Origin of the sequence: Kribbella yunnanensis, from assembly GCF_039529655.1 — a bacterium.
GTDB classification, from domain to species: Bacteria; Actinomycetota; Actinomycetes; order Propionibacteriales; family Kribbellaceae; genus Kribbella; species Kribbella yunnanensis.
In genome coordinates, this window is the sequence record NZ_BAAANF010000001.1 from 25,558 (window position 1) to 46,441 (window position 20,884).

The 20,884-nt window shown below is 67.9% G+C and carries 19 protein-coding genes; 8 read left to right on the top strand and 11 right to left on the bottom strand.

Translation table 11 applies throughout. The features are described from left to right. The first annotated feature begins 17 nt into the window (after nucleotides 1-17). The gene (locus ABD231_RS00105; protein WP_344143686.1) at nucleotides 18-3,251 is read left to right on the top strand and encodes an ATP-dependent helicase; all 3,234 of its coding nucleotides are present in this window, start codon (nucleotides 18-20) and stop codon (nucleotides 3,249-3,251) included. Here ABD231_RS00105 and ABD231_RS00110 read toward each other — a convergent pair. From ABD231_RS00110 to ABD231_RS00120, 3 genes are all read right to left on the bottom strand, one after another. Next, nucleotides 3,229-3,666 carry a Uma2 family endonuclease gene (locus tag ABD231_RS00110; protein WP_344143689.1) on the bottom strand — a complete coding sequence of 146 codons (438 nt, stop codon included), beginning with the start codon at nucleotides 3,664-3,666 and terminating at the stop codon, nucleotides 3,229-3,231. The genes ABD231_RS00105 and ABD231_RS00110 overlap by 23 nt on opposite strands. A gap of 3 nt (nucleotides 3,667-3,669) precedes the next feature. Next, the gene (locus ABD231_RS00115) at nucleotides 3,670-4,239 is read right to left on the bottom strand and encodes a Uma2 family endonuclease (RefSeq protein WP_344143691.1); all 570 of its coding nucleotides are present in this window, start codon (nucleotides 4,237-4,239) and stop codon (nucleotides 3,670-3,672) included. A 164-nt stretch (nucleotides 4,240-4,403) separates the two neighbouring features. Further along, complete coding sequence (locus ABD231_RS00120) at nucleotides 4,404-5,039, bottom strand: mycothiol-dependent nitroreductase Rv2466c family protein (protein ID WP_344143693.1); 636 nt, start codon at nucleotides 5,037-5,039, stop codon at nucleotides 4,404-4,406. Nucleotides 5,040-5,099: 60 nt separating this feature from the next. On the opposite strand from ABD231_RS00120, the gene ABD231_RS00125 reads away from it, so the two are divergent. Next, complete coding sequence (locus ABD231_RS00125) at nucleotides 5,100-5,687, top strand: TetR/AcrR family transcriptional regulator (protein WP_344143694.1); 588 nt, start codon at nucleotides 5,100-5,102, stop codon at nucleotides 5,685-5,687. A 1,457-nt stretch (nucleotides 5,688-7,144) separates the two neighbouring features. Further along, nucleotides 7,145-7,825 carry a GOLPH3/VPS74 family protein gene (locus ABD231_RS00130; RefSeq protein WP_344143696.1) on the top strand — a complete coding sequence of 227 codons (681 nt, stop codon included), beginning with the start codon at nucleotides 7,145-7,147 and terminating at the stop codon, nucleotides 7,823-7,825. On the opposite strand, the gene ABD231_RS00135 is transcribed toward ABD231_RS00130, so the two are convergent. Genes ABD231_RS00135 through ABD231_RS00145 form a run of 3 tightly spaced genes read right to left on the bottom strand, consistent with a single transcriptional unit; the run spans nucleotide 7,822 to nucleotide 11,274 of the window. Then, entirely contained in the window at nucleotides 7,822-9,336 is a 1,515-nt protein-coding gene (locus ABD231_RS00135) for an AMP-binding protein (protein ID WP_344143699.1), read from the bottom strand. The two genes, ABD231_RS00130 and ABD231_RS00135, sit on opposite strands and share 4 nt — an antisense overlap. 9 nt (nucleotides 9,337-9,345) lie before the next feature. After that, nucleotides 9,346-10,464, bottom strand: a complete 1,119-nt coding sequence (locus ABD231_RS00140; RefSeq protein WP_344143701.1) for a DUF5938 domain-containing protein — start codon at nucleotides 10,462-10,464, stop codon at nucleotides 9,346-9,348. Nucleotides 10,465-10,467: 3 nt separating this feature from the next. Beyond that, entirely contained in the window at nucleotides 10,468-11,274 is an 807-nt protein-coding gene (locus tag ABD231_RS00145) for an SDR family NAD(P)-dependent oxidoreductase (RefSeq protein ID WP_344143704.1), read from the bottom strand. A 148-nt stretch (nucleotides 11,275-11,422) separates the two neighbouring features. Between ABD231_RS00145 and ABD231_RS00150 the strand changes: the two genes are divergently transcribed. Genes ABD231_RS00150 through ABD231_RS00160 form a run of 3 tightly spaced genes read left to right on the top strand, consistent with a single transcriptional unit; the run spans nucleotide 11,423 to nucleotide 12,617 of the window. Beyond that, nucleotides 11,423-12,061 (top strand): TetR/AcrR family transcriptional regulator, encoded by a 639-nt coding sequence (locus ABD231_RS00150; RefSeq protein WP_344143706.1) that lies wholly within the window; start codon nucleotides 11,423-11,425, stop codon nucleotides 12,059-12,061. A 21-nt stretch (nucleotides 12,062-12,082) separates the two neighbouring features. Continuing rightward, a complete protein-coding gene (locus tag ABD231_RS00155) occupies nucleotides 12,083-12,337 on the top strand; it encodes a hypothetical protein (protein WP_344143708.1) in 255 nt (84 codons plus the stop codon). After that, the gene (locus ABD231_RS00160; RefSeq protein ID WP_344143710.1) at nucleotides 12,330-12,617 is read left to right on the top strand and encodes a hypothetical protein; all 288 of its coding nucleotides are present in this window, start codon (nucleotides 12,330-12,332) and stop codon (nucleotides 12,615-12,617) included. Before ABD231_RS00155 ends, ABD231_RS00160 begins: the two co-directional genes overlap by 8 nt. On the opposite strand, the gene ABD231_RS00165 is transcribed toward ABD231_RS00160, so the two are convergent. Then, nucleotides 12,605-12,985 (bottom strand): hypothetical protein, encoded by a 381-nt coding sequence (locus ABD231_RS00165; protein ID WP_344143712.1) that lies wholly within the window; start codon nucleotides 12,983-12,985, stop codon nucleotides 12,605-12,607. The genes ABD231_RS00160 and ABD231_RS00165 overlap by 13 nt on opposite strands. Before the next feature lie 161 nt (nucleotides 12,986-13,146). Then, nucleotides 13,147-13,860: a purine-nucleoside phosphorylase gene (deoD, locus tag ABD231_RS00170; protein ID WP_344143714.1), complete on the bottom strand. Its 714-nt coding sequence runs from the start codon at nucleotides 13,858-13,860 to the stop codon at nucleotides 13,147-13,149. Between the two features lie 39 nt (nucleotides 13,861-13,899). On the opposite strand from deoD, the gene nudC reads away from it, so the two are divergent. Beyond that, nucleotides 13,900-14,823 carry an NAD(+) diphosphatase gene (nudC, locus tag ABD231_RS00175; protein WP_344143716.1) on the top strand — a complete coding sequence of 308 codons (924 nt, stop codon included), beginning with the start codon at nucleotides 13,900-13,902 and terminating at the stop codon, nucleotides 14,821-14,823. A gap of 9 nt (nucleotides 14,824-14,832) precedes the next feature. Here nudC and ABD231_RS00180 read toward each other — a convergent pair whose 3' ends face one another. Both ABD231_RS00180 and ABD231_RS00185 read right to left on the bottom strand, forming a co-directional pair. Continuing rightward, nucleotides 14,833-17,196, bottom strand: a complete 2,364-nt coding sequence (locus ABD231_RS00180) for a hypothetical protein (RefSeq protein ID WP_344143718.1) — start codon at nucleotides 17,194-17,196, stop codon at nucleotides 14,833-14,835. A 150-nt stretch (nucleotides 17,197-17,346) separates the two neighbouring features. Further along, complete coding sequence (locus ABD231_RS00185) at nucleotides 17,347-17,586, bottom strand: mycoredoxin (RefSeq protein WP_344143720.1); 240 nt, start codon at nucleotides 17,584-17,586, stop codon at nucleotides 17,347-17,349. Nucleotides 17,587-17,674: 88 nt separating this feature from the next. Between ABD231_RS00185 and ABD231_RS00190 the strand changes: the two genes are divergently transcribed. After that, the gene (locus tag ABD231_RS00190) at nucleotides 17,675-19,786 is read left to right on the top strand and encodes an ATP-dependent DNA helicase UvrD2 (protein WP_344143722.1); all 2,112 of its coding nucleotides are present in this window, start codon (nucleotides 17,675-17,677) and stop codon (nucleotides 19,784-19,786) included. Here ABD231_RS00190 and ABD231_RS00195 read toward each other — a convergent pair. After that, entirely contained in the window at nucleotides 19,783-20,640 is an 858-nt protein-coding gene (locus tag ABD231_RS00195) for an AraC family transcriptional regulator (RefSeq protein ID WP_344143724.1), read from the bottom strand. The two genes, ABD231_RS00190 and ABD231_RS00195, sit on opposite strands and share 4 nt — an antisense overlap. Nucleotides 20,641-20,884 lie beyond the last annotated feature (244 nt).

Here is a 20,884-nt window from a genome sequence, read left to right on the forward strand (position 1 = left end):
GACGGGAGTTGTTGTTGATGACCGCCGTGAAACTGCAGACGACTGCTGAGTTGTGCGATCTACTCGGGATTCCGTTCAGTGATCAGCAGTTGGCGGCGATCACCGCTCCACTCGCACCGGGGGTGATTGTGGCGGGGGCCGGGTCGGGGAAGACGACGGCAATGGCGGCTCGGGTGGTCTGGTTGATCTGCACGGGGCAGGTGAAGCCGGAAGAAGTGCTGGGGCTGACGTTTACCAAGAAGGCTGCGAACGAGCTGGATGTGCGGATCCGCGAGGACCTGACGAAGGCCGGCGTACTGGGGTCGACCCTCCCACCAGATCAGCATCCGATTCTGGCCGCGCACCTGCGGAGCAACGTGCCTAACTGGGAGCCCGAGGAACCAGGCGAGCCGGTTGTGTCGACGTACCACGCGTTTGCGGGCACGTTGATCGCCGAGCACGGGTTGCGGCTCGGGTTGGAACCGGATGCCCGGGTGCTGGCTGATGCGACCAGGTTCCAGCTGGCAGGTCGGGTGGTACGGCGTTCCTCCGGACCAATCAGGTTTGCGTCGCATCACGTGCCCACGCTGGTCAACAGCCTGCTCTCGCTCGACGGTGAGCTCGCGGACCACCTGCTGCGGGCAGACGCCGTACGCGATCATGACGAGGCGGTTCGGCAGGAGGTTGCCGCGGCGCGGAAGCAGACGGTTGAGGTCAAGAAGCTGGCCGAGACCGCGTTGAAGCGTGGCGAGATCCTGCAGTTGGTCGAGGAGTACCAGGCCTACAAGGGCGAGCGCGGCGTCGTCGACTTCGCCGACCAGATGGCGTTGGGTGCGCGGCTGGCCGAGGAGTGCCCGGAGGTTGCGGTCGCCGAACGCGCGCGGTACAAGGTCGTGCTGCTCGACGAGTACCAGGACACGTCGGTGTCGCAGCGCCGGATGCTGACCGCGCTCTTCGCCGGCCCCGACGGTCGCGGCCATCCCGTCACCGCAGTCGGTGACCCCTGTCAGGCGATCTACGGCTGGCGTGGCGCCTCGGTGGCCAACCTCGACGAGTTCCCCGAACACTTCCCGAACGGCGACGGCACCCCGGCCCACCGCTATGTGCTCAGCGTCAACCGCCGTTGCGGCAGCCGCATCCTCGCCGCCGCCAACCAGCACGCCGCCGAACTGTACGAGCAGCACCCCGGCGTGATCCCGCTCGAAGCGCCCGCCGATGCGCCGGAGGGTGCGATCACCGTCGGCCTGTTCGAGACGCGTTCGCAGGAGATCGAGTGGGTCGCCGACGCGATCGTCGCCGCGCACCGGACGCCGAACCGGCGCTGGAAGGACATCGGCATCCTGATGCGGACGAACGTCGACCTGAGCGCGGTCCACGAGGCCCTGATCGCGCGCAAGGTCCCGGTCGAGGTGGTCGGTCTCGGCGGGCTGCTCGCGCTGCCCGAGGTCGTCGACGTGGTCGCCACCCTGCAGGCCGTCAACGACCTCACCGCGAACGCCGCCATGCTCCGCATCCTCACCGGACCGCGGTACCGGATCGGCCACCGCGACCTTGCCCTGCTGGCGAATCGCTCCCGCTCACTCGCCGACACCGGCGCCCGCCCGGCCGCCGACGACCTGGTCGCCGCCCTCGACGCGGCGGTCGCCGGGATGGACTCGACCGAGGTCATCTCGCTGGCCGAGGCGGTCGACGATCCGGGGTCAGAAGCCTGGGGCTACTCGGCCGAGGCGCTGATCCGGTTCAAGGAACTGTCCACGGAGCTCCGCGAGTTGCGGGCCCACGCGGGTGAGCCGCTCCTCGACCTGGTACGACGAGTGATCGCCACCATCGGCCTGGATGTCGAGCTGACTGCCACCCCGGACCACCTCGACTCCGGCCGCCGCGACCACCTGGCCGCGTTCCTCGATGCCGTCGGCAACTTTGTCTCCACCGAGTCGGACGGTTCACTCGACGGCCTGCTCGCCTACCTCGCGGCCGAGGAGGAATACGCCGCCGGCCTGGACCTCGCCGTACCGAGTGAGGCCGATTCGGTGAAGCTGCTCACCACGCACCGGTCCAAAGGCCTCGAGTGGCCGATCGTCTTCGTACCGACCCTGGTGCAGAAGGTGTTCCCCTCCGATCGTGGCCGCGACAAGTGGACGACCAACGCGAAGGTGCTTCCGTGGCCGCTCCGCGGTGACGCCGCCACCCTGCCCGACTTCCACGACCTGTCGAACGCGGGTCTGAAGGCGTTCGCCGACGAGTGCAAGGAGGTCAACTCCCTCGAGGAGCGCCGCCTCGGGTACGTCGCCTTCACCCGCGCGAAGGAGATCCTGGTCGCCACCGGCCACTGGTGGGGCCCCACGCAGAAGCGCCCGCGCGGCCCGTCGTCGTACCTGGAAACGTTGAAGAAGCACGCTGGCGAGCGAGTGATCGCCTGGGCTTCGCAGCCCGACCTGGATGAGGAGAACCCCGAGCTTGCCGAGGCGACCACGGCCCCCTGGCCGGCGCCGTACGACGCCGATGCCTACCGGCTGCGGTTGGAGGCGGCCGGTCTCGTGCAGCAGTCGCGCGCCGAGGGTCCTTCGACGGACGCCGAGGAGTCGCTGCTGCTCGACGAGCAAGCGCTGGTCGCCCGCTGGGACTCCGAGATCGAGAGATTGTTGTCAGAGGCAAGGGAAAGCCGAAGCCGCAAGGCGTACGACGTGACGCTCCCGACCGCCCTGTCCGCCACCCAGGTGATGCGCCTGGCCAAGGACCCCGACGGCCTCGCCTCCGAGCTCGCCCGCCCGATGCCCCGCAAACCCAACCGCGCCGCCCGTTTCGGTACCCGCTTCCACGCCTGGGTCGAGTCCTACTTCGGCCAGCAACTCCTGATCGACCCCGACGACCTCCCCGGCGCAGCCGATGAAGACATCGTCGACGACACCGACCTCACCGACCTGATGGAAGCCTTCCGCACCGGCCCGTACGGCGAAACCTCCCCCTACGAAATCGAAGCCCCCTTCGCCCTGGCCCTCGGCGGCCGCACCATCCGAGGCCGCATCGACGCCGTCTACCAAGTAGTCCGCCCCGACGGCTCCCGCGGCTACGACGTAGTCGACTGGAAAACCAGCCGCTCCGAATCCGCCGACCCCCTCCAGCTAGCCATCTACCGAGTCGCCTGGTCCGAACTGATGAACATCCCCCTGCCCTCCGTAGGAGCAGCCTTCTACTACGTCCGAACCGCCGACATCATCCGCCCGGAAAGCCTCCCCAACAAACAACAACTCACCGAACTACTGAACGGCTGAGCTCCGAGGGAACCACCCGCACCGGAAACGGAACACTCGCCTCGAACACCGCATCACCCTCGATCGTGCGCCAGAACCGCTGCCCATCCAGCCGTTCCTGCACACTCAGCACCGCGTGCCGCGGCTCGAGAGTCCAGAACGCTCCGACGCCGAGCGCGGCATACGCATGGGTCCGCCGCAGCCAGTCCGCCGCCAAGGTCGACGGCCGCGCGATCTCAACGGCCAGGAGCATCGGGCTGCCTTCGCTCTGGTGCCGGACCATGAGGTCCGGTTCCAACTCCCCACGAGTCCGCAGCCGGTACCTGAACGGCGCCCGAACGACCTCCATTTCCTCCGGACAGGCAGCGACAAGGCATGCTTCGATCCGGTCACCCGCCTCCCGGTGAAGTGTCGCCGGAGTGTGCGTACCTGGCACGGGCTACCGTCGGTTCAACTCGGCCGGCACGATCCGAGCCGGGAAGGGCAGCATCGCCTCGAACACCTTCTCGCCGACGACAACATCCCGCTCGACATACGCGCCATCGACCAGTTCGAAGACGGTCAAGGTCTCCTTCTTCGGGTCCAGGATCCAGTACGACTGCACCCCGGCTTCCTCGTAGACACTCCGCTTCAGACGGCGGTCGACAAGCTGTGTACCGGGGGAGAGGACCTCGACCGCCAGCAGTAGTGGTTTCTCGGCGTGCGCGGGGTTCGTGTCGTCGGGAGCGCAGACCAGGACGTCAGGTTGCACGGAGCGCTCGCCGGTCGGCCGATGGTCGTACGGCGCGACAAGAACCTCCAGGTCGGCGGGGCAGACCACGTCGAGTACAACTGCGAGCCGAAGAACTGCTCGCTGGTGGATTCGTGACGGCGCTGGGGTCACGAGCAGCACACCATCGATGAGTTCGCGCCGGGTGCCGTCGTCTGGTGCGGCGTCGAGGTCGGCGAAGGTGAAAGGCCCCGCGCGGTGCGGCTCCAGCCTGTCAGGTTCGGGGTTGAGGGGTTCCACGGATCGTGCCTCCTTCTCGGTCGCAGAACCAGCATGTTGGATCCCGACGAGTGCTCAGTGCCGTTTCGGCTATCTGCCCCTGGAAACCCCTGGAAACCCCGCGATCTGCCCCGGATGGCCGCGGGATGTTGGTGAGGGATTCCCTCGAATGCCCCGGTTGGTGGTTAGGCGAAGGCGGGGAATGGGGGTGGGGTGGGGGAGTTGGCGATGTAGGTGGGGGAGGTGGTGAGGAGGGCGAAGGCGTCCCAGAGGGCTAGGCCCTCTTCGGGGGTTACGGGGGCGGCGAGGATGGCGCCTTGGAGGAGGATTTGGTCGCCTTGCAGGAGGACGGGGACTGAGGCGCCCGGGGTGGTGGGGCGGAGGGCGTCGAGTTGGTCCATCTGGTGGGTGATGGGGGTGTCCCACGAGGGGGAGTCGGCGTGGGGGAGCCAGGAGGCGTCCAGGCCGGCGGCTGTTAGGGACTCGGCCAGTACGGCGGGGGTCGGGGCCTGCGGCGGTCCCGGGGTGAAGACGCGGGACGCCCATTCGATGTACAGGCGCGAGATGTCGGCGTACCGGTCCTCCGCGGCTAGGGCCATGAAGACGCGCATCACGCGGAGGGACTGCTGGCTGGTCTCGTTCGCGATGGCGGCGATGAAGTCGGGGAGGCCGGCGGACTGGGTTTCGCCGTTGCGGAGCCAGAGGCTGTAGGGCTGGAGGCGGAGCATGAGGCCGCGCTCGGGGGCGACGGCGGTGAGCCAGCGGACGGTGAGCCAGCTCCAGGGGCAGGCCGGGTCGGCGGCGAGTACCAAGTGGTTCATCAGATGACCCCTCTATTCGTCATAGTAGGACTATGATCAACAGAGTGCTAGATTCCTTCCGTGGCTGTCAAGGAGGAATCGCATCGGGCCCGGCAGGCGCAGGAGACGAAGGCGCAGGTGGCGCGGGCCGCGCGGGAGCTGTTCGCCGAGCAGGGGTACGTCGTGACGACGGTCGCGGCGATCTCGGAGGCGGCCCGGATTCCGGCGCAGACGATCTACTCGGCGTTCGGCAACAAGCCGGCGATCCTGGGTGAGATCGCGAAGATGTGGATCGCCGAGGCGGACACCCGCCGGCTGGCGACGGAGTCGCTGGCGATCGACGACCCGGCGGAGCGGTTGCGCAGCGCGGCGCATTGGCAGACGAGGCAGTTCGAGACCGGTATCGACGTGATCCGGATCTACCAGGAGGCCGCGCGGGCCGACGCCCGGATGGCCACCGAGATGCAGCGCGTCTGGGCGTCCCGGGAGCACGAGCTCGAGCTGTTTCTCCAGTCCTTCGGCGACCAGCTCGTCGACCGCGCGCTGGACCTCTTCCTGGCCTGTACGGCGACCGAGATCTACCAACTGCTCGTCCTCGACCGCCACTGGCCGATCGCGGACTACGAGGCCTGGCTGGGCGAGACCCTCATCGCGCAGCTGCTCACCTGACAGGCGGATCTCAAGGCCGGTTAGTTAGGCGGTTCGGGGTCGCGTCAAGCACGGTCCAGCACGGCGACCTCAGCCAGCCCTATCCCCACCGGAGCCGGCGAGCAGGCCCCCGCGTTCCCTCGCCCGCCCTGGGCCTCGTCGCCGGCGGTACGCTCGTGGCCGGGGGCCGGGATCCTCCCCAAACCGGTTCGGGGCGGATCCCGGACGCATTCGGGCGGTGAATCCTCCCCAGACCATCCCCGCGACCGCGCCCATCCTCCCCAAACCGGTTCGGGGAATCGTGAGTGCGCCAGGCCCACGTCGCCACCACCCACCGCGCCTTGAGCCGGTACGACGTCGTGCACGGCTCAACCACGTATGCGGCCGAACAGTGGTTGAGGGGTGCTCAAGGTGAGCCGCTCGGTCGACCTTGAGCACCGTTCGACCGTCCCGGCCGGGCTCGGGCGGTTGAGGCGTGCTCAACGTGCGCTGGTCGAGGCGACCTTGAGCACCGCTCGACCGTCCCGACGGGCTCGCGTGGTTGACGGGTGCGCAAGGTGACCGCCGGCCCGCGATCCCGGGTCCCCGGGGCTGCCGGGTGCGTTGGCCGATGGGCTTTCGTCACCGAGTCCCCTAAGCCCTCGGGTAACGCAGAACTCGGGCGTCACGTACCTCAGCCACAGCCCGTCAGCCCCAGGCAACGTGAACCCGCGGTCGCCGGCCTCGCCATCCAGCCCAGCCACCCGCTCGGCTCGCCCTCCGGCTTCAGTCGGCCGCCTTTGGCGGTCGAGTGGGTGCGGGCCGAAAGGTTCTCGGCCGGAGACGCGCGCTGTGGCCGGTCACCGCTCCCGGCCGACCTGAAAGACAGCGTGGCGGGGCGCCGTGATGGCTGGGGTGGATGGCGGGGTCCGGTGACCGCGGTTTCACGCTGCCCTTGGGTGACCGGGCTTCGGCTGGCGCGCGGAAAAAGAAGACTCGTGGTGCCGGGGCTTGATTGCCGTCCGGAAAGACTCGTGGTGCCGGGTCTTGGTTGCCGTCCAGGAAGACTCGGGTTGGCAACTGACCCGCCTCCGGTCCAGATGGGTCAGCCCCAGGGCCGGTTAGTTAAGGCAGCTCGGGTGGCGCCGGCCGAGCCAGCCGCGACCCAACTCCCCGAACCGGTTCGGGGAGCGCCAGCGCACTGCCCGTGGCCATTCGGGGAGGATCCGGCCCCCGAATACGGCCGATATCCACCCCACACCAGTTCGACACCGGCCGGCATCCTCCCCAAACCGGTTTGGGGAGGACCCACCACCACCGTTCCACACGGCTGGGGAGCCCTACCCGCCGATTCGGTGGGGTAGCGCTCCCCAGTGGCGCCGTACAGCACAGCTCTTGACACCACCCCGAACTGCTTAAGTAACCGGCCTTGAGGCGGATCTGGCGGGTAGCCCGCGCGGCGGATGTGCGGCAACCGACCGGTTACTTACGTTAAGGGCATGCTGATTGCCGAGGACCTGCTGCTTCTGCTGTACGACGACGAGACCGGGAAGCCGATCGTCGGGTCGCCGAAACTGGAATACGCGCTCGGCGGTGCGCTGCTGATCGAGCTGACCACGCTCGGGAAGATGGACATCACCGCCAAGGGTGATGGGGAGCGCCCGGGACGGTTGAAGGTGCTGGACACCTCGTCGACCGGTGACGCGATCCTGGACGACCGGCTCGCCTACGCGGTCAGCAAGGCTGGGAAGAAGCCGAAGGACATCCTGAGTGGCCTCTCGAAGAAGGTGCGCGACCAGTTGCTGGCTCGGCTTGCGCAGCGCGGCATCCTGGAGGCGGACGAGGGCAAGGTGCTCGGACTGTTCCCGGTCACTCGCTGGCCGGCTAAGGACGCGCAGCACGAGGGTGAGGTGCGGGCCGCGCTGGGGAACGTGCTGAAGGTGGGCACGATGCCTGACGAGCGGACTGGCGCTCTGATCGCGCTGCTGAGCGCACTGGACGTCGTACCGAAGGTGATCACGGATTCGGTCGACAAGCGGCAGCTTCGCGCTCGTGCCAAGGTGATCGCCGACTCCGACTGGGCTGCGGCTGCGGTGAAGAAGGCTGTCGCCGAGATGCAGGCTGCGATCACCGCGGCCATCGTGGTGTCGGCGACCGCGGGTAGCGCTGGGAGCAGTTAGCCGAGCCGGGCCTTGATCTCGGGCTTGAGGACTTTGCCGACTTTCGAGCGCGGCAGGTCCGCCCAGACCAGCACTTCCTTGGGAGCCTTGACGCTGCCGATCCGTGCTTTCGCGAACGCGATCAGCTCGGCCGGGTCGGCGGCGGCACCCGCGTGAAGCTGGACGACGGCCACGACGCGTTCGCCCCACTTCTCGTCCGGCCGGCCGATGACTGCACAATCCTGTACCGCGTCATGAGTCATCAATACTTGCTCAACTTCAGTCGAGTACACATTGAATCCACCAGTGATGATCATGTCCTTGGCTCGATCAACTATGTACAAGTAGTTGTCCGCGTCGAGATACCCGATGTCCCCGGTGTGGTGCCACCCGTACGCCGATGCTGTCGCCGTCGCTTCGGCATCGCGGTAGTACCCGCGCATCACGAGTGAGCCCCGGACCACGATCTCGCCGCGCTCACCGGGTGGCAGCAACTGTCCGTCCGGCGCCATGATCGCGGTGGTGACCAGCGCGGACGGCCGCCCGGCCGACGCCAGCCGGTCGCGTGCAATGTTGCCTGAGGCATCGAAGTGGTCGGCCGGTGGCAGGATCGAGATCATCATCGGCGCCTCGGTCTGACCGAACAGCTGGGCCATCACCGGACCGATCCGCTGCAACGCCTCTTGGAGCCGCGACACCGACATCGGTGCGGCGCCGTACCAGAAGCACTGCAGTGACGAGAGGTCTGTGCTGTCCAGCTCCTCCGCTGCGAGCACCATGTAAATCAACGTGGGTGGGAGGAAGGTGTGCGTCACTCCGCGCTCGGGGATGAGCTTGAGAAACGCATGGACGTCCGGTGTGCGCATGATGACGATCTCGCCGCCAGATGCGAGCACCGGGAAGCAGAGCACGCCAGCGGCGTGAGTGAGCGGTGCGAGCGCCAGATAGACCGGCCGGCCGCCAAAGGGATAGCCCATCAGTGTCAGAGCTGTCATGGTCTCGAGATTGGTGGTTGTGAGCATGACGCCCTTGGGCTGTCCAGTGGTGCCACCAGTGCCGACGATCAGTGCCAGCTGCTCTGGCTCGTGCAGGTCCGGCTGGGACACGCCCCCGCAGAACGCGTCCCAGCCGGAGTTCGGATCGGCATCCAGGCACACGAAGGTGTGGACCTTCGGTAGCGCATCCCGGATCCGATCCACCAGTGGCGCGAACGCCGACTGGTAGATCAGCACTTCACAGTCGAACCGGTCGAGCAGCTCCCGGTTCTCGGCGGCCTCGTTGCGTGGATTGATCGGGCACCAGACGGCGCCGGCCCGGCTGATCCCGAACACGCAACTGAACGCGATCGGGTCGTTGGCGGACAGGATCGCCACCTTGCCGCCGGGCCGGACACCGCGTGCCGCCAGTCCACGTGCGATCCGGTACGACAGGTCCTGGACATCGGCATACGTGAGCGTCTCGCCGTCGGTGGTCAGGCAGGGCCTGTCCGCTCCGAGTGAGGCGCCCTTGTCCAGGTAGTCGACCAGTCGCATGGCGGTCTCTTAACTCACCACGGTCAGCTGCGGCTCCGCGACCAGCCCGAAGCTGCGCAGTACGCCGAGCAGTTCGCGGTGACCGAAGGCCTGACAGCCACTGGCGAAGCCGACGCGTTTCGGCGGCGTCTGCAGCAGTGAGTACGCCGCATAGGCCTGCAGCAAGCCGGTCTGCTGGTAGTTGCTGTTGCCGTGGATCACACAGTGCGCCCGCCCGAGCGGACCGGAGGCGTGCACCGAGTCGAGGGACTTGTTGATGCGCGGGTTCTCCCGTGGCGGCATCTGATCCATCACCTGGCGCGCGGTCGCGGTCAGTGCGACATCGCGGTCTTCGGGAGTCATGTCCTTCGTGGCTTCCAGTGCGGCCGCCACGATCTGCGGTACGCCGTTCATCAGCGCAGCGTTGAAGACACCACCCTGCGCCTTGCAGTTGGCGACCCGGGGGTCCCGCTTGAACCAGACCGGGTGTGACGTGCCACCCCACGGCAGTGACAGCGCCAACTCATGCTGACCCGGTACGACGAGTGGAACCAGCCCCTGCTCGGGGAATTCGACGTACGCGTTCTGCTCGAGGAAGTGTGCCTTCGACGTCGCAGCGTTCACCAGAATCGTGCGCGTGGAGGCGATGGTCGGGCTGCCGCCCCAGAACACCGCGATGTCCAGGGTGTCGAGCCCCGGCTGCTCAAGGCAGAGCTGTGCGGCGATTTCACCGGTCGTGTACATCTGAGCGATACCAGGGGCCAGCAATAGACCCGCCTCGGCGAAGCGAGCGCCGTACACCTCGTCGCAGGTGATCAGCCAGTCCTGCTCACCTGTCGTGTCGGTGTAGTGCGCACCTGCCGCGAGTGCTGCCTCGACGGCCGCAGGGCCGAGCTCACTGAACGGTCCGACCGTGTTGAGCACTACTGACGCGCCCTTGAACAGATCGGTGAGCGCTGACACCTCATGGTCGACCGTGGCGATCTCGTAGTCGGCTGTCTCGATGCCGGCCACATTCGACGCCATCGACGATGTGAGCTTCTCCTCGCTGCGGCCGGCGGCCACGAACGGGACGTGGTACTGGCGGAGGTACTCGCACACCAGGCGGCCGGTGTAGCCGGAAGCGCCGTACACAACGACAGGTCGCATGGGTCACATCCCCATTCCGCCGTCGACCGGCAGACCGATGCCGGTGATGAACCGGGCCTCGTTCGATGCCAGGAAGACGACTGCGTCAGCCATGTCGGACACCTCACCGAGCCGGCCGGCCGGGGTCAGTCCGATGACCGCACCGACCGCCTCCTCCGGGGAGCCGAACAGTCCGAGTTCGGCGACGTCGTTCGCCAGACCGGCACCCATCGCGGTCGGGACGAGTCCGGGGTAGATGCAGTTCACGCGGACGCCGTACCCGAGCTTGCCGGACTCCATCGCGGCGACCCGGGTGAGGCGGTCGACTGCGGACTTGGTGGCCGAGTAGACCGCGATGCCGGGGAAGGCGATGGTGGCGGCGACCGAGGCGATGTTGATGATCGCACCGCCCTGTCCGGCCAGGCCGTCCGGACGCATCGTGCGCAGGCCGTACTTGATCCCCAGTGTGGTCCCGAGGATGTTCACGTCGAGCATCCGGCGGATCTGGTCCGCGGTGACCTCGGTGAGCAGGCTGGTGATCTCGATCCCGGCGTTGTTCACCAGGATGTCCAGACCGCCGAGTACGTCGTTGGCCGCGACGACCGCGTTCTCCCAGCTGCCCTCATCGGTCACGTCGTGCGCGACGAACCCGTTGCCGGCGCCGTACTCGCTGTCGAGGGCGTCGGCGACCGCCGCGCCCGCGTCCTTCTGCAGGTCGGCGACGACGACCTTGGCGCCGGCCGCAGCCAGTGCCTTGGCCATACCTTCGCCCAGTCCCTGGGCCCCGCCGGTGACGAGGGCCTTCCGGCCGGAGAGATCGAGTCCGCCCATCGGTGACTCCTTTGCTCGAGTGGCTGCGGAGGGTGATTGGTGCCCAACTCTGGACCGTCCTTTGACAGTCGTCAAGACTTTGCTTGACACTTGTCAAGAAACCGATCCGGGTAGGCTGACGCAACCATCCGCGACGACAGGAGGGGCGATGAGCTCAGCAGCAGACGTCACCCCAACGGGCCGGCCTGTCCGGATACCCGGGATCGACAAGATCGAGCGCCGCCGGATCGCACTGGCCGAGTCCGCGCTGAAGACCCTGGGCGAGCTCGGCTACGCCCGCACCAGCCTGCGCGAGATCGCCAACAACTCCGAGTTCACGCACGGCGTCGTGCACTACTACTTCCGCGACAAGATCGACCTGATCAGCTACTGCGTGCGCTACTACAAGACCAAGTGCGCGCGGCGGTACGACGAGGTCGTGGAGACTGCCACCACCGCCGACGAGCTCGGTGCGGGGTTCCTGGCCAAGCTGACGCAGACTCTGGTCGAAGAGACACCCATGCACCGCCTCTGGTACGACCTGCGCGCCCAGAGCATGTTCGAGGATCAGCTGCGCGCAGATGTGGTCGCGATCGACCAGTTGCTGGAAGAGATGATCTGGCGGATCCTGAGCCGGTACGCCGAACTGGTCGGAGGCGAACCGTCGGTCGACGCAGCAACGGCGTACGCGCTGATGGACGGTCTCTTCGAGCAGGCAGTTGTCGGCTACGCGGATGACCCGGCCGGTGCGCCGGAGCGCTTGGTCCACCGCGTCAGCCAGATTCTGCCGAAGCTCATCACGACCTGAGGACGCTCTAGGCTGCGTGCCGTGATTGTGAAGCGGGTGCGGTCGGAGCCGGGCGGTCTGGTCGATCTGGAGTTCACTGCGGAGGGGTGGACGGCTACGCCGATTTTCGGCCGCCGGATGGACCCCTCGCTGTGGTGCGTGGTCGTGATGGCCGGTGCGCTCGTGCTGGCATGGCTCGTCGGCAAGGCCGGTCTCAGCGGGCTGCGTACGGCGTTCCTGGTCGTGGCAGCGTTAGGGCTGATCGCTGCGGTGATCCTGGTGGCAGCGGATGGGTGACCTGCTCGGCGTCGCCTCGATGACGACGCGGGCGCTGGCCCGGCGGCGGCTGCGCAGAGAGGCCAAGGGGATCACCGACGACCTGATGGAGATCGTCCCGTGGCCGGAGTTCGTTCCGGCGGCCCGGGTGCAGCAGGCGCGAGTGATTCGGGAGGTGCGCGGAACCGCCGTCGAGTTGATGCTCGACGACGGTTCCATCAGACGCTACCTACGCAGGCGGGCCGGGCTGGTCGAGCCCTTCCAGCAGCTGCTGGGGGAGCGGATGAGTCACTCCGCCTGACAGGCGGTCTTGCACAGCTTGTCGGTCACCGTCAGGTGCACACCGGGCTCCTCGGTGTCCGCTTCGGCCGCGTAGTTCACCAGCCAGTCGCCTGCGGTCATCTCCGCGGTCGACTTGCCCTTCTGCGCGCCGAACCAGGAGGTGATGTCCTGCGGCTGGCTGATGTGAGCTACCTCGAGCACCTTCGGCAGGACCTTGGCGATCTCGGCAGCTGCCGTGTCGGCCGGCCCACTGGCGTTCACGGACACCACTGGTGGCCGCGGGTGGTCGCCGTTCAGGATCGAGACCGATGCGGCGCCCGACGTACAGAGTGCGTACGCCTCGTCGGTGCCGCACTTGAAGCCGGCGCTGGTCAGTCCGGCGACCACTGCGGTCGCTTTGACCGGCGTCAGTGCCTCAGGGGCCTGCGTCGGCGTGGACGACGAGGGTGCGGACGACGGAGTCCCGGGGTTCGCGGCGGGCTCGTTCGAGGAGCAGGCGGTGAGGAGCAGGAGGGCGGCGATGGCGGTGGCCGCGCTCCTGGTCCGGCTCAGACCGGCACCTCGATCGCAGCATCGAGGGCGATCGTGATCATCTCGGAGAACGTCGTCTGCCGCTCCTCGGCCGACGTCACCTCCTTGGTGATCAGGTGGTCCGACACGGTCATGATGCCGAGCGCACGGCGGCCGAACTTGGCGGCCAGCGTGTAGAGCGCCGCGGCCTCCATCTCGATCCCCAGTACGCCGTACTCCGCGGTCCGCGAGACCAGGTCCGGACGGTCGTTGTAGAACAGGTCACCGGAGAACACCTGGCCGACGTGCACGTTCAGCCCGGCCGCCTCGGCGGCGTCAACCGCGGCGCGCAGCAGCTGGTAGTCGGCGGTCGGCGCGTAGTCGATGCCGTGGAAGCGCAGCCGGTTCATCTGCGAGTCGGTGCTCGCGGACATCGCCACGATCACGTCCCGGACCCGCACGTCCTCGGTCAGCGCACCGCAGGTGCCGACCCGGATCAGGGTCTGTACGTCGTACTCCGCGAAGAGCTCGTTCGCGTAGATGGAGGCGGACGCCTGGCCCATTCCGGAGCCCTGCACGGAGATCTGCTCACCCTTGTAAGTGCCGGTGAATCCGAACATGTTCCGGACCTCGGTGTAGCAGATCACGTCGGACAGGTAGGTCTCCGCGATCCACTTGGCCCGTAGCGGATCACCGGGGAACAGGACCCGTGGTGCGATCTGCCCGGGTTCGGCGGCGATGTGAATACTCATGCCGGGATGCTCTCATGCGACCGGGATATGTTGAGTTACGTGGCCTACTCGATTGCTCCTGGTTCGCTGACCCTGTCCCGGTCCGTTCTGGACCGCGCTGCCGACCGGCGGCGCGACGACGACTGGCTGGAGAAGGCGTGGGCCGCCCCGGACACGCAGGTGGTGCTGGTGGCCGGTGACAAGCTCCAGGTGACCGCGGACCGGTCCGCACTGCAGCTGATTGCGCCGTCCGAGGCTCCCGAGGGAGTCCGGCTCTTCCTGGGCATCGACCGCGAGTCAGGTGCCGGTCAGACCGCCGACGGGCGCGCAGTGTTCGCCGTACTGGTCCCAGGTGAGGCAGACGAGTCGTATGCCGGTCTGCGGGAGATGGGTGCGGTGCTGGGCGACCGGGAGGCCGGTATCGCCGTCCACGTGGTCGGACTGGTCAACTGGCACGCCGTGAACACTCACTGCGCGAACTGTGGTGAGCACACCGTGGTGACGGAGGCCGGGCACGTCCGGGACTGCCCCAACTGCGGCACGCGCCACTTCCCGCGGAGCGACCCGGCGATCATCGTGCTGGTCACCGACGACCAGGACCGGGCCCTGCTCGGGCGCAATGCGGCCTGGCCGGAGGGGCGGTACTCGACACTGGCCGGGTTCGTCGAGCCAGGGGAGTCGCTGGAGAACGCCGTACGGCGTGAGGTGCTCGAGGAGTCCGGGGTGATCGTCGGGCCGGAGGTCGACTACGCCGGGAGTCAGCCGTGGCCGCTGCCGTCGAGTCTGATGCTCGGGTTCTACGCGAAGGCGACCGGTACCGACATCGAGGTGGACGGTGACGAGATCTCCGACGCCCGGTGGTTCACCCGGGAGGACCTCCGTGCGCTGGTCGAAGCCGGCACGATGGCCCTCCCGGGCAACATCTCGATCAGCCGCCGTCTGATCGAGGGATGGTACGGCGAGGAGCTCACCGGAAGCTGGTGAGCCCCGCCCCTAACGCCGTCCCACGTCCGAGATGGCTGCGGCGAACCGGATCAGGATTCCTTCCCAGTACTCCACCTGGCCCGCGGCTTCGAGCTGGCGGAGCTTCCGGTCCACTGCGACCACGTAGGCGCCGTGGCTGGGCCACTGCGCCTCGGCGTCCGGCAGCACGTCGGTGAGCGTGCAGCCGTACTCCAGATGGCGGTTCAGCACGTGGCTGTTGATGTTGCCGGTCCAGACGTTGGTCCGGAGGTCCGACTTGGGACACGGGTCGACCGGTGGCTTGTACGACGCCAGGTTGGTCGGAATGGTCCAGCCGTCCAGGCGTAGCAGCGAGTAGTACGTGCCGTCCGGTCCTTCCGTGAGCCGGTTGAGGCCGTGGTCGCGGAGGATGGTCGACGTCCCGCTCAGGCCGTCCAGGACGAACAGCCGGCCGCCGGAGACGCCGTACAGGTAGCCGTCGCGCCAGGACAGCGCACCGTCGTGACCGGTGAGGCGTCCGGAGAAGACCGTGTACGTGCGCAGGATCGCGCCGGTGGTCTTGTTGGCGACGAACACGTTGCCGTCCGCGAGACCCCAGATGTTGCCGTCCGGTCCGATGGTCAGCTCGTTGATGCTGGCTGCACCTGGCACCGGTACGACGTCTGCCGTCACCGCGCCAGTTGTCGGGTCCACCTTGACCAGGTGCGCCTCAGTGGCCCGGGGCTCAGTGCCTTGACCACCTTCGATGGCGGATCCGGCCCACACGTCGGTGCCGACCGGGAGCAGGCTGGCGATCGACTGGTCGGTCACCAGGTTCCGGTAGACCTTGAACGTGTTGCTGGGTACGTCGTACACGGTGATCGCGCCGCCGTATTCGCCGTACCCGGGAGTCGTGCCGACGTACACGCTGTTGCCGGACGGTACGACGGCGAACGGGCGGTTTTGGTGGTCACTGTCGACCAGGCTGAACAGGACCTTCGGATTGGTCGTGCTCTCCGGTAGTGCGGTGTCCCAGAGTTGCAGTCGGCCGTACGGGTAGATGCCGACCCACATCTTGCTGCCGGGGCCCCAGTTCCAGCCCTCGACCTGTCCCTGGCGTGCAGTGACAGTGGCCTTGCCGGTAGCAGGGTCGTAGTACGACGTGGAGCCGTTCAGGTAGGCATTGACGTACACCCGGCCCGTGGTTGGGTCAGCGATCGTGTGCTGGAGCGCCACGGGTACGTACTGGAACGGTGAGCTCCATTGCGCGAGTGTGCGGGCCACGGGGTCGTAGCGGAACGTTCCGCCGGAGTAGTTGCCCGTGAGGCCGTACAGGATCTGCTGGCCGTTCTCGGTCACCCAGCCGTAGCCGATGGCCGCTCCACGCGTCATCCGGATCGGTGGGTTCGTCACCGTGCCGACGGTGTTGGTGTCGAGGTCGTAGCGCATCAGATTGAGCGTGGTCGCGGTGGTGAAGTACACGCCACCCGGACCGCCGCCAGAAACACCACGTGCTGCCAGTGGATAGGTCAGGACCAGACCGCCCGTCGCGGCGTCGGTGAACTTGACCTGCTCGAAGGTGACCGCGTCGACGACCGTCAGCTTGCCGCTGACGTTCGCGAACACCCGTCCGCTCGCATAGTCGAGGTCGACGATCTCTCCACCGACGAGGCTCGCCGGAGTCACGTTCTGGACCGTTCCGGTGGCCAGGTCGATGCGGAGCAGCTTGGCGACCGGTGTGGAGATGCCGACGAACAGTGCGTTGTGGTCGGGGTCGTAGACAGTCGACCGCGCGTACTGCTCCACCGGGTCGAGTGAGCCGTAGTCGGTGACCTGTGCGGTGGTGGCGTCGTACTTGAAGGCGTGCGCGTTCGGATACGTGCCGCCGAAGACGTTGCCGTTCCCATCGGCGGTGAGGCCGTAGATGAACGACTCACCGATGACCGGGCGGCCCAGGTCGGTGACCACTGCCGTCACCGGGTCGAAGCGATAGAGGTGGGCATTCGGATAGGTACCGACGTACAGCCTGCCGTCGCTGGCGACGACGATCCCCCAGGCACCGGCTGCACCCGGCAGCGGCACGGTGTGCAGGAGCTGACGGCTGTGGACGTCGACCACGTTCAGATTGGCGTTCTCACCGGCCGGTACGGCGTACACGACGTCGCGGCCGTCCGGAGTACGACCGACGGTCCCCTCCATCACGGTGAGCGAGCTGATCGGCGCACCGAGGTTGGTGATCGGATCGGGGGCGAGCGTGCGCCCGATGGCATCGGGGCGTTCCGGCCCGACCTCGGACGGCCACGGGTCAGGTCGCCCGGTGGGTGGAGCGGCGCCGGTGGCCGTGGTGAACAAACCACTGAATACGGCCAGGACCGCTAAGAACAGGACAGGTCGGAAGAGACGACGCGGAATCATGGCGGATCTCCCTGCGGCGTAGTTCCTTCGAAGGTAAAACGGCCATGACCGTAAGTCCATGGCTCAGGAACCTTCTGGTCCGCAGGGGCCGAAAACGCGACGCGGCGCCTACCCCAAAGGGCAGGCGCCGCGATGACGGGCTAGGTCAGGTCAGGCGATGAGCTTCTCCGCGACCTGGGCGACCGACGGGTTGGTCAGCGCGCTGCCGTCGGCGAAGACCACGGTCGGGACCGTCTGGTTGCCGCGGTTGATCTTCTCGACCAGCTTCGCGGCCTCGGGGACCTGCTCGATGTCGACCTCGGTGAACTCGATCCCGGCCCGCTTCAGCTGGCCCTTCAGGCGGTGGCAGTAGCCACACCACGGGGTCGAGTACATCGTCACTGCCGCCATCGGGCGTCTCCTTCTGAATCTGTCCGGCGAGCCGTCTAGGGTGGCTCTCGACGTATTCGAACCATGCCGTAGGCGGTGCTGTTCCCGTATGACCCAGTCCGTGAGTGACTTCACACGATCCGGCTCGCCAGACGATCTGTTGGCGGCGCTTGATCCGGAGCAGCGGGCGGTCGCGACCGCCCTGCACGGGTCGGTCGTGGTGATGGCCGGGGCCGGGACGGGGAAGACGCGCGCCATCACCCACCGGATCGCGTACGGGGTGCGCACCGGGACATTCGACCCGGTCCGGGTGCTCGCGGTGACCTTCACCCAGCGGGCGGCCGGAGAGATGCGGGGCCGGCTCGCACAGCTCGGGGTCGAGGGTGTGCAGGCCCGCACGTTCCACTCCGCGGCGCTGCGGCAGGCCCGCTGGTTCTGGCCGAAGGTGTACGGCGGTGAGTTGCCGCCGATCGCGGACCGGAAGTTCCCGCTGCTGACCGAGGCCGCCTCGCGCTGCCGGATCCGGGTCGACACTCCGGCCCTGCGAGACCTGGCCGGTGAGGTCGAGTGGGCCAAGGTCAGCAACGTGCGGCCCGACGACTACGCGCGGCTGGCGCCGAAGTCCGGCCGGGCGCTGGCCGCCTTCGACCCGGCCACGATCGGGAAGATCTTCGCGTCGTACGAGGACGTGAAGCTTGAGCGCGGGCGGATCGACCTGGAGGACGTGCTGCTCTGCGCGGTCGCGCTGCTCGCCGAGGACGAGCGGGTCGCGGCCGAGATCCGCCGGCAGTACCGGACCTTCGTAGTCGACGAGTACCAGGACGTCAGCCCGCTGCAGCAGAGCCTGCTCGACCTGTGGCTCGGCGGCCGGGAAGACGTCTGCGTGGTCGGCGACCCGGCCCAGACCATCTACTCCTGGGCCGGTGCCGAGCCGGAGAACCTGGTCCGCTTCGCCTCCCGGCATCCGAACGCGACCACGATCAAACTCGTCCGGGACTACCGGTCCACCCCGCAGATCGTCGACGTGGCGAACAAGATCCTCGATGCGGCCGGTCCGGCCGGGCTGCCCGGGCGGGTGACGCTGCGGTCGCAGCGCGACCCCGGTCCGGCGCCGGTCTACCGCGAGTACTCCGACGAGGTCGCCGAGGCGGATGCGGTCGCGCGTGCGGTGGCACGGCTGAAGGACGAGGGCGTGCAGCTGCGGGACATCGCCGTACTGTTCCGGACCAACGCTCAGTCGGAGAACTTCGAGCAGGCGCTGGCCGAGCGGAAGATCCCGACCGTGCTGAAAGGTGCCGAGCGGTTCTTCGAGCGCCCCGAGATCCGCAAGGCCGCGGTGCTGCTCCGCGGCCAGGCCAAGGCTGGCGACCTGTCCGACGACCTGGTCGAGACGGTGACCGGCGTACTGGGTGGTGCTGGCTGGACGCCGGAAGCGCCGAGCGGAGTCGGCGCGGTCCGGGACCGCTGGGAGTCGTTGAGCGCACTGGTCACCATGACGTCCGACTTCGCTGCGGCGAATCCGGAGGCCGGGCTGACTGACCTGATGGTCGAGCTGGACCGGCGGGCGTCGATCCAGCACGCTCCTGTCGCCGAGGGCGTCACTCTGGCGACACTGCACGCGGCCAAGGGCCTGGAGTGGGAGTGCGTCCTCATCGTCGGCGCCCATGAGGGGACGCTGCCGATCAGCTACGCCCAGACGCCGGGGCAGGTGGAGGAGGAGCGCCGCCTGTTCTACGTCGGGGTGACGCGCGCCAAGCAGCAGCTGTTCGTCAGCTGGTCGACCTCGCGGTCGCCCGGCGGCCGCGGTACTCGTGGGCCGACGCGCTTCCTGGATCCGATCGGCGTCCGGACGACCCGGCAGCAGCCGGTGTGGGAGCCGACGACCGACCGGGCGGAGCGGGCGGCGCGGTCCGGCCGCCCGATCCCGAAGTGCCGGGTCTGTGGCCGCGGGCTGCTCGACCCGGGCGCCCGCAAGCTCGGCCGCTGCGAGGACTGCCCGTCGAACATCGACCAGAAGCTGTACGACGCGCTGCTCGCCTGGCGGACCGAGCAGGCCGACGCCGAGAAGATGCCGGCGTTCGTCATCCTGACCGACGCGACGCTGACCGCGATCGCCGAGACGCGGCCCTCCGACGAGCTGGAGCTGCGCAAGATCCCGGGCATCGGCCACACCAAACTGACCAAGTACGGCGAACAGATCCTGGTCATCTGCACCTGCTAGGCCACGACGTCCTGACTGGGAGGTACGCCGTACTGTCGCCGGTACTCGCGGCTGAACTGGGAGGCGCTGTCGTAGCCGACGCGGTGCGCGACGGTCGCGATGTCGCGTGGATGTGCGGCGAGCAGCAGTCGGGCCTCCTGTAGGCGCACCTGCTTCTGGAACTGGATCGGGCTCAGCGCGGTGACGGTCTGGAAATGTCGGTAGAAGCCTGACGGGCTCATCCCGCTGCGCTTGGCCAGGTCCTCGACCCGGAACTGCTCGGCGTAGTTGTCGCGGATCCACCGGGCGGCCCGGGTGATGTGGTTCATGCTGCTGTCGGCCAGCCCCAGCTGCCGGACGGCCGCGCCCTGCTCCCCGGTGATGAGGTGCCAGTGGATCTCCCGCTTGAGCATCGGTGCCAGGACGGCCTGGTCCCGCGGACGCTCGAGGAGGCGGACGAGCCGGGTCAGGCCGTCCAGCAGGTCGTCGGTGAGCTTGCCGACGGCGATCCCCGGTACCGGACCGGCCGGGCGGGGGAGATCGCCTGGCCCGGCGTGCTGCAGCAGGTCGGCGATCAGGGCTGGATCGAGAACGAGCGCCATACCGAGCGCCGGTTCCGCGACGGTCGCGTCGACGAAATGGCCGCTCACCGGGAGATCGACCGAGGCGACCAGATAGTCGCCCGGCCGGTACAGGTGGACGCGCTCGCCGACCGTGAGCCGCTTGGCGCCTTCGACCAGGACCGCCAGGACCACACCCGACATCGACGGGGATGGTGGGCCCGAGCGCTCGATCTTCGCGATGTGCAGACCGTCGATGGCCGTGGTCTGGTCCGGCCGGACGTGCCGGCGCAACAGGGACCGCAGTTCTTCCACCGCTCGATTCCATCCCAGCGTGGAGGATCGTGCAAGGAAGCGGCTGCCTGTTCGTGCAATCTGCGGAAATAGTGTTGCCACGCTCGGCGGCCGGGGCGCATGGTTGAGTTCGTGCGTCCCGTTCTGCTGCTGGCAGACGAGGCATATAGGTGACAGAGGCAACGATCTCGGAGCGTGCTTTCAGCGTCCCGGAGCGTGGAGGAACCCTGTCGCGGGAGCCGGATCCGGTCACCGTGGCGGCAAC

Bases quoted from the DNA above. Each gene is read 5' to 3' on its own strand.
- ABD231_RS00135 (WP_344143699.1), bottom strand. From the start codon at position 9,336: ATGCGACTGGTCGACTACCTGGACAAGGGCGCCTCACTCGGAGCGGAC.
- ABD231_RS00130 (WP_344143696.1), top strand. From the start codon at position 7,145: ATGCTGATTGCCGAGGACCTGCTGCTTCTGCTGTACGACGACGAGACC.
- ABD231_RS00120 (WP_344143693.1), bottom strand. From the start codon at position 5,039: ATGAACCACTTGGTACTCGCCGCCGACCCGGCCTGCCCCTGGAGCTGG.
- ABD231_RS00160 (WP_344143710.1), top strand. From the start codon at position 12,330: ATGGGTGACCTGCTCGGCGTCGCCTCGATGACGACGCGGGCGCTGGCC.
- ABD231_RS00105 (WP_344143686.1), top strand. From the start codon at position 18: ATGACCGCCGTGAAACTGCAGACGACTGCTGAGTTGTGCGATCTACTC.
- ABD231_RS00145 (WP_344143704.1), bottom strand. From the start codon at position 11,274: ATGGGCGGACTCGATCTCTCCGGCCGGAAGGCCCTCGTCACCGGCGGG.
- ABD231_RS00185 (WP_344143720.1), bottom strand. From the start codon at position 17,586: ATGGCGGCAGTGACGATGTACTCGACCCCGTGGTGTGGCTACTGCCAC.
- deoD (WP_344143714.1), bottom strand. From the start codon at position 13,860: ATGAGTATTCACATCGCCGCCGAACCCGGGCAGATCGCACCACGGGTC.
- ABD231_RS00190 (WP_344143722.1), top strand. From the start codon at position 17,675: ATGACCCAGTCCGTGAGTGACTTCACACGATCCGGCTCGCCAGACGAT.
- ABD231_RS00140 (WP_344143701.1), bottom strand. From the start codon at position 10,464: ATGCGACCTGTCGTTGTGTACGGCGCTTCCGGCTACACCGGCCGCCTG.
- ABD231_RS00180 (WP_344143718.1), bottom strand. From the start codon at position 17,196: ATGATTCCGCGTCGTCTCTTCCGACCTGTCCTGTTCTTAGCGGTCCTG.
- ABD231_RS00150 (WP_344143706.1), top strand. From the start codon at position 11,423: ATGAGCTCAGCAGCAGACGTCACCCCAACGGGCCGGCCTGTCCGGATA.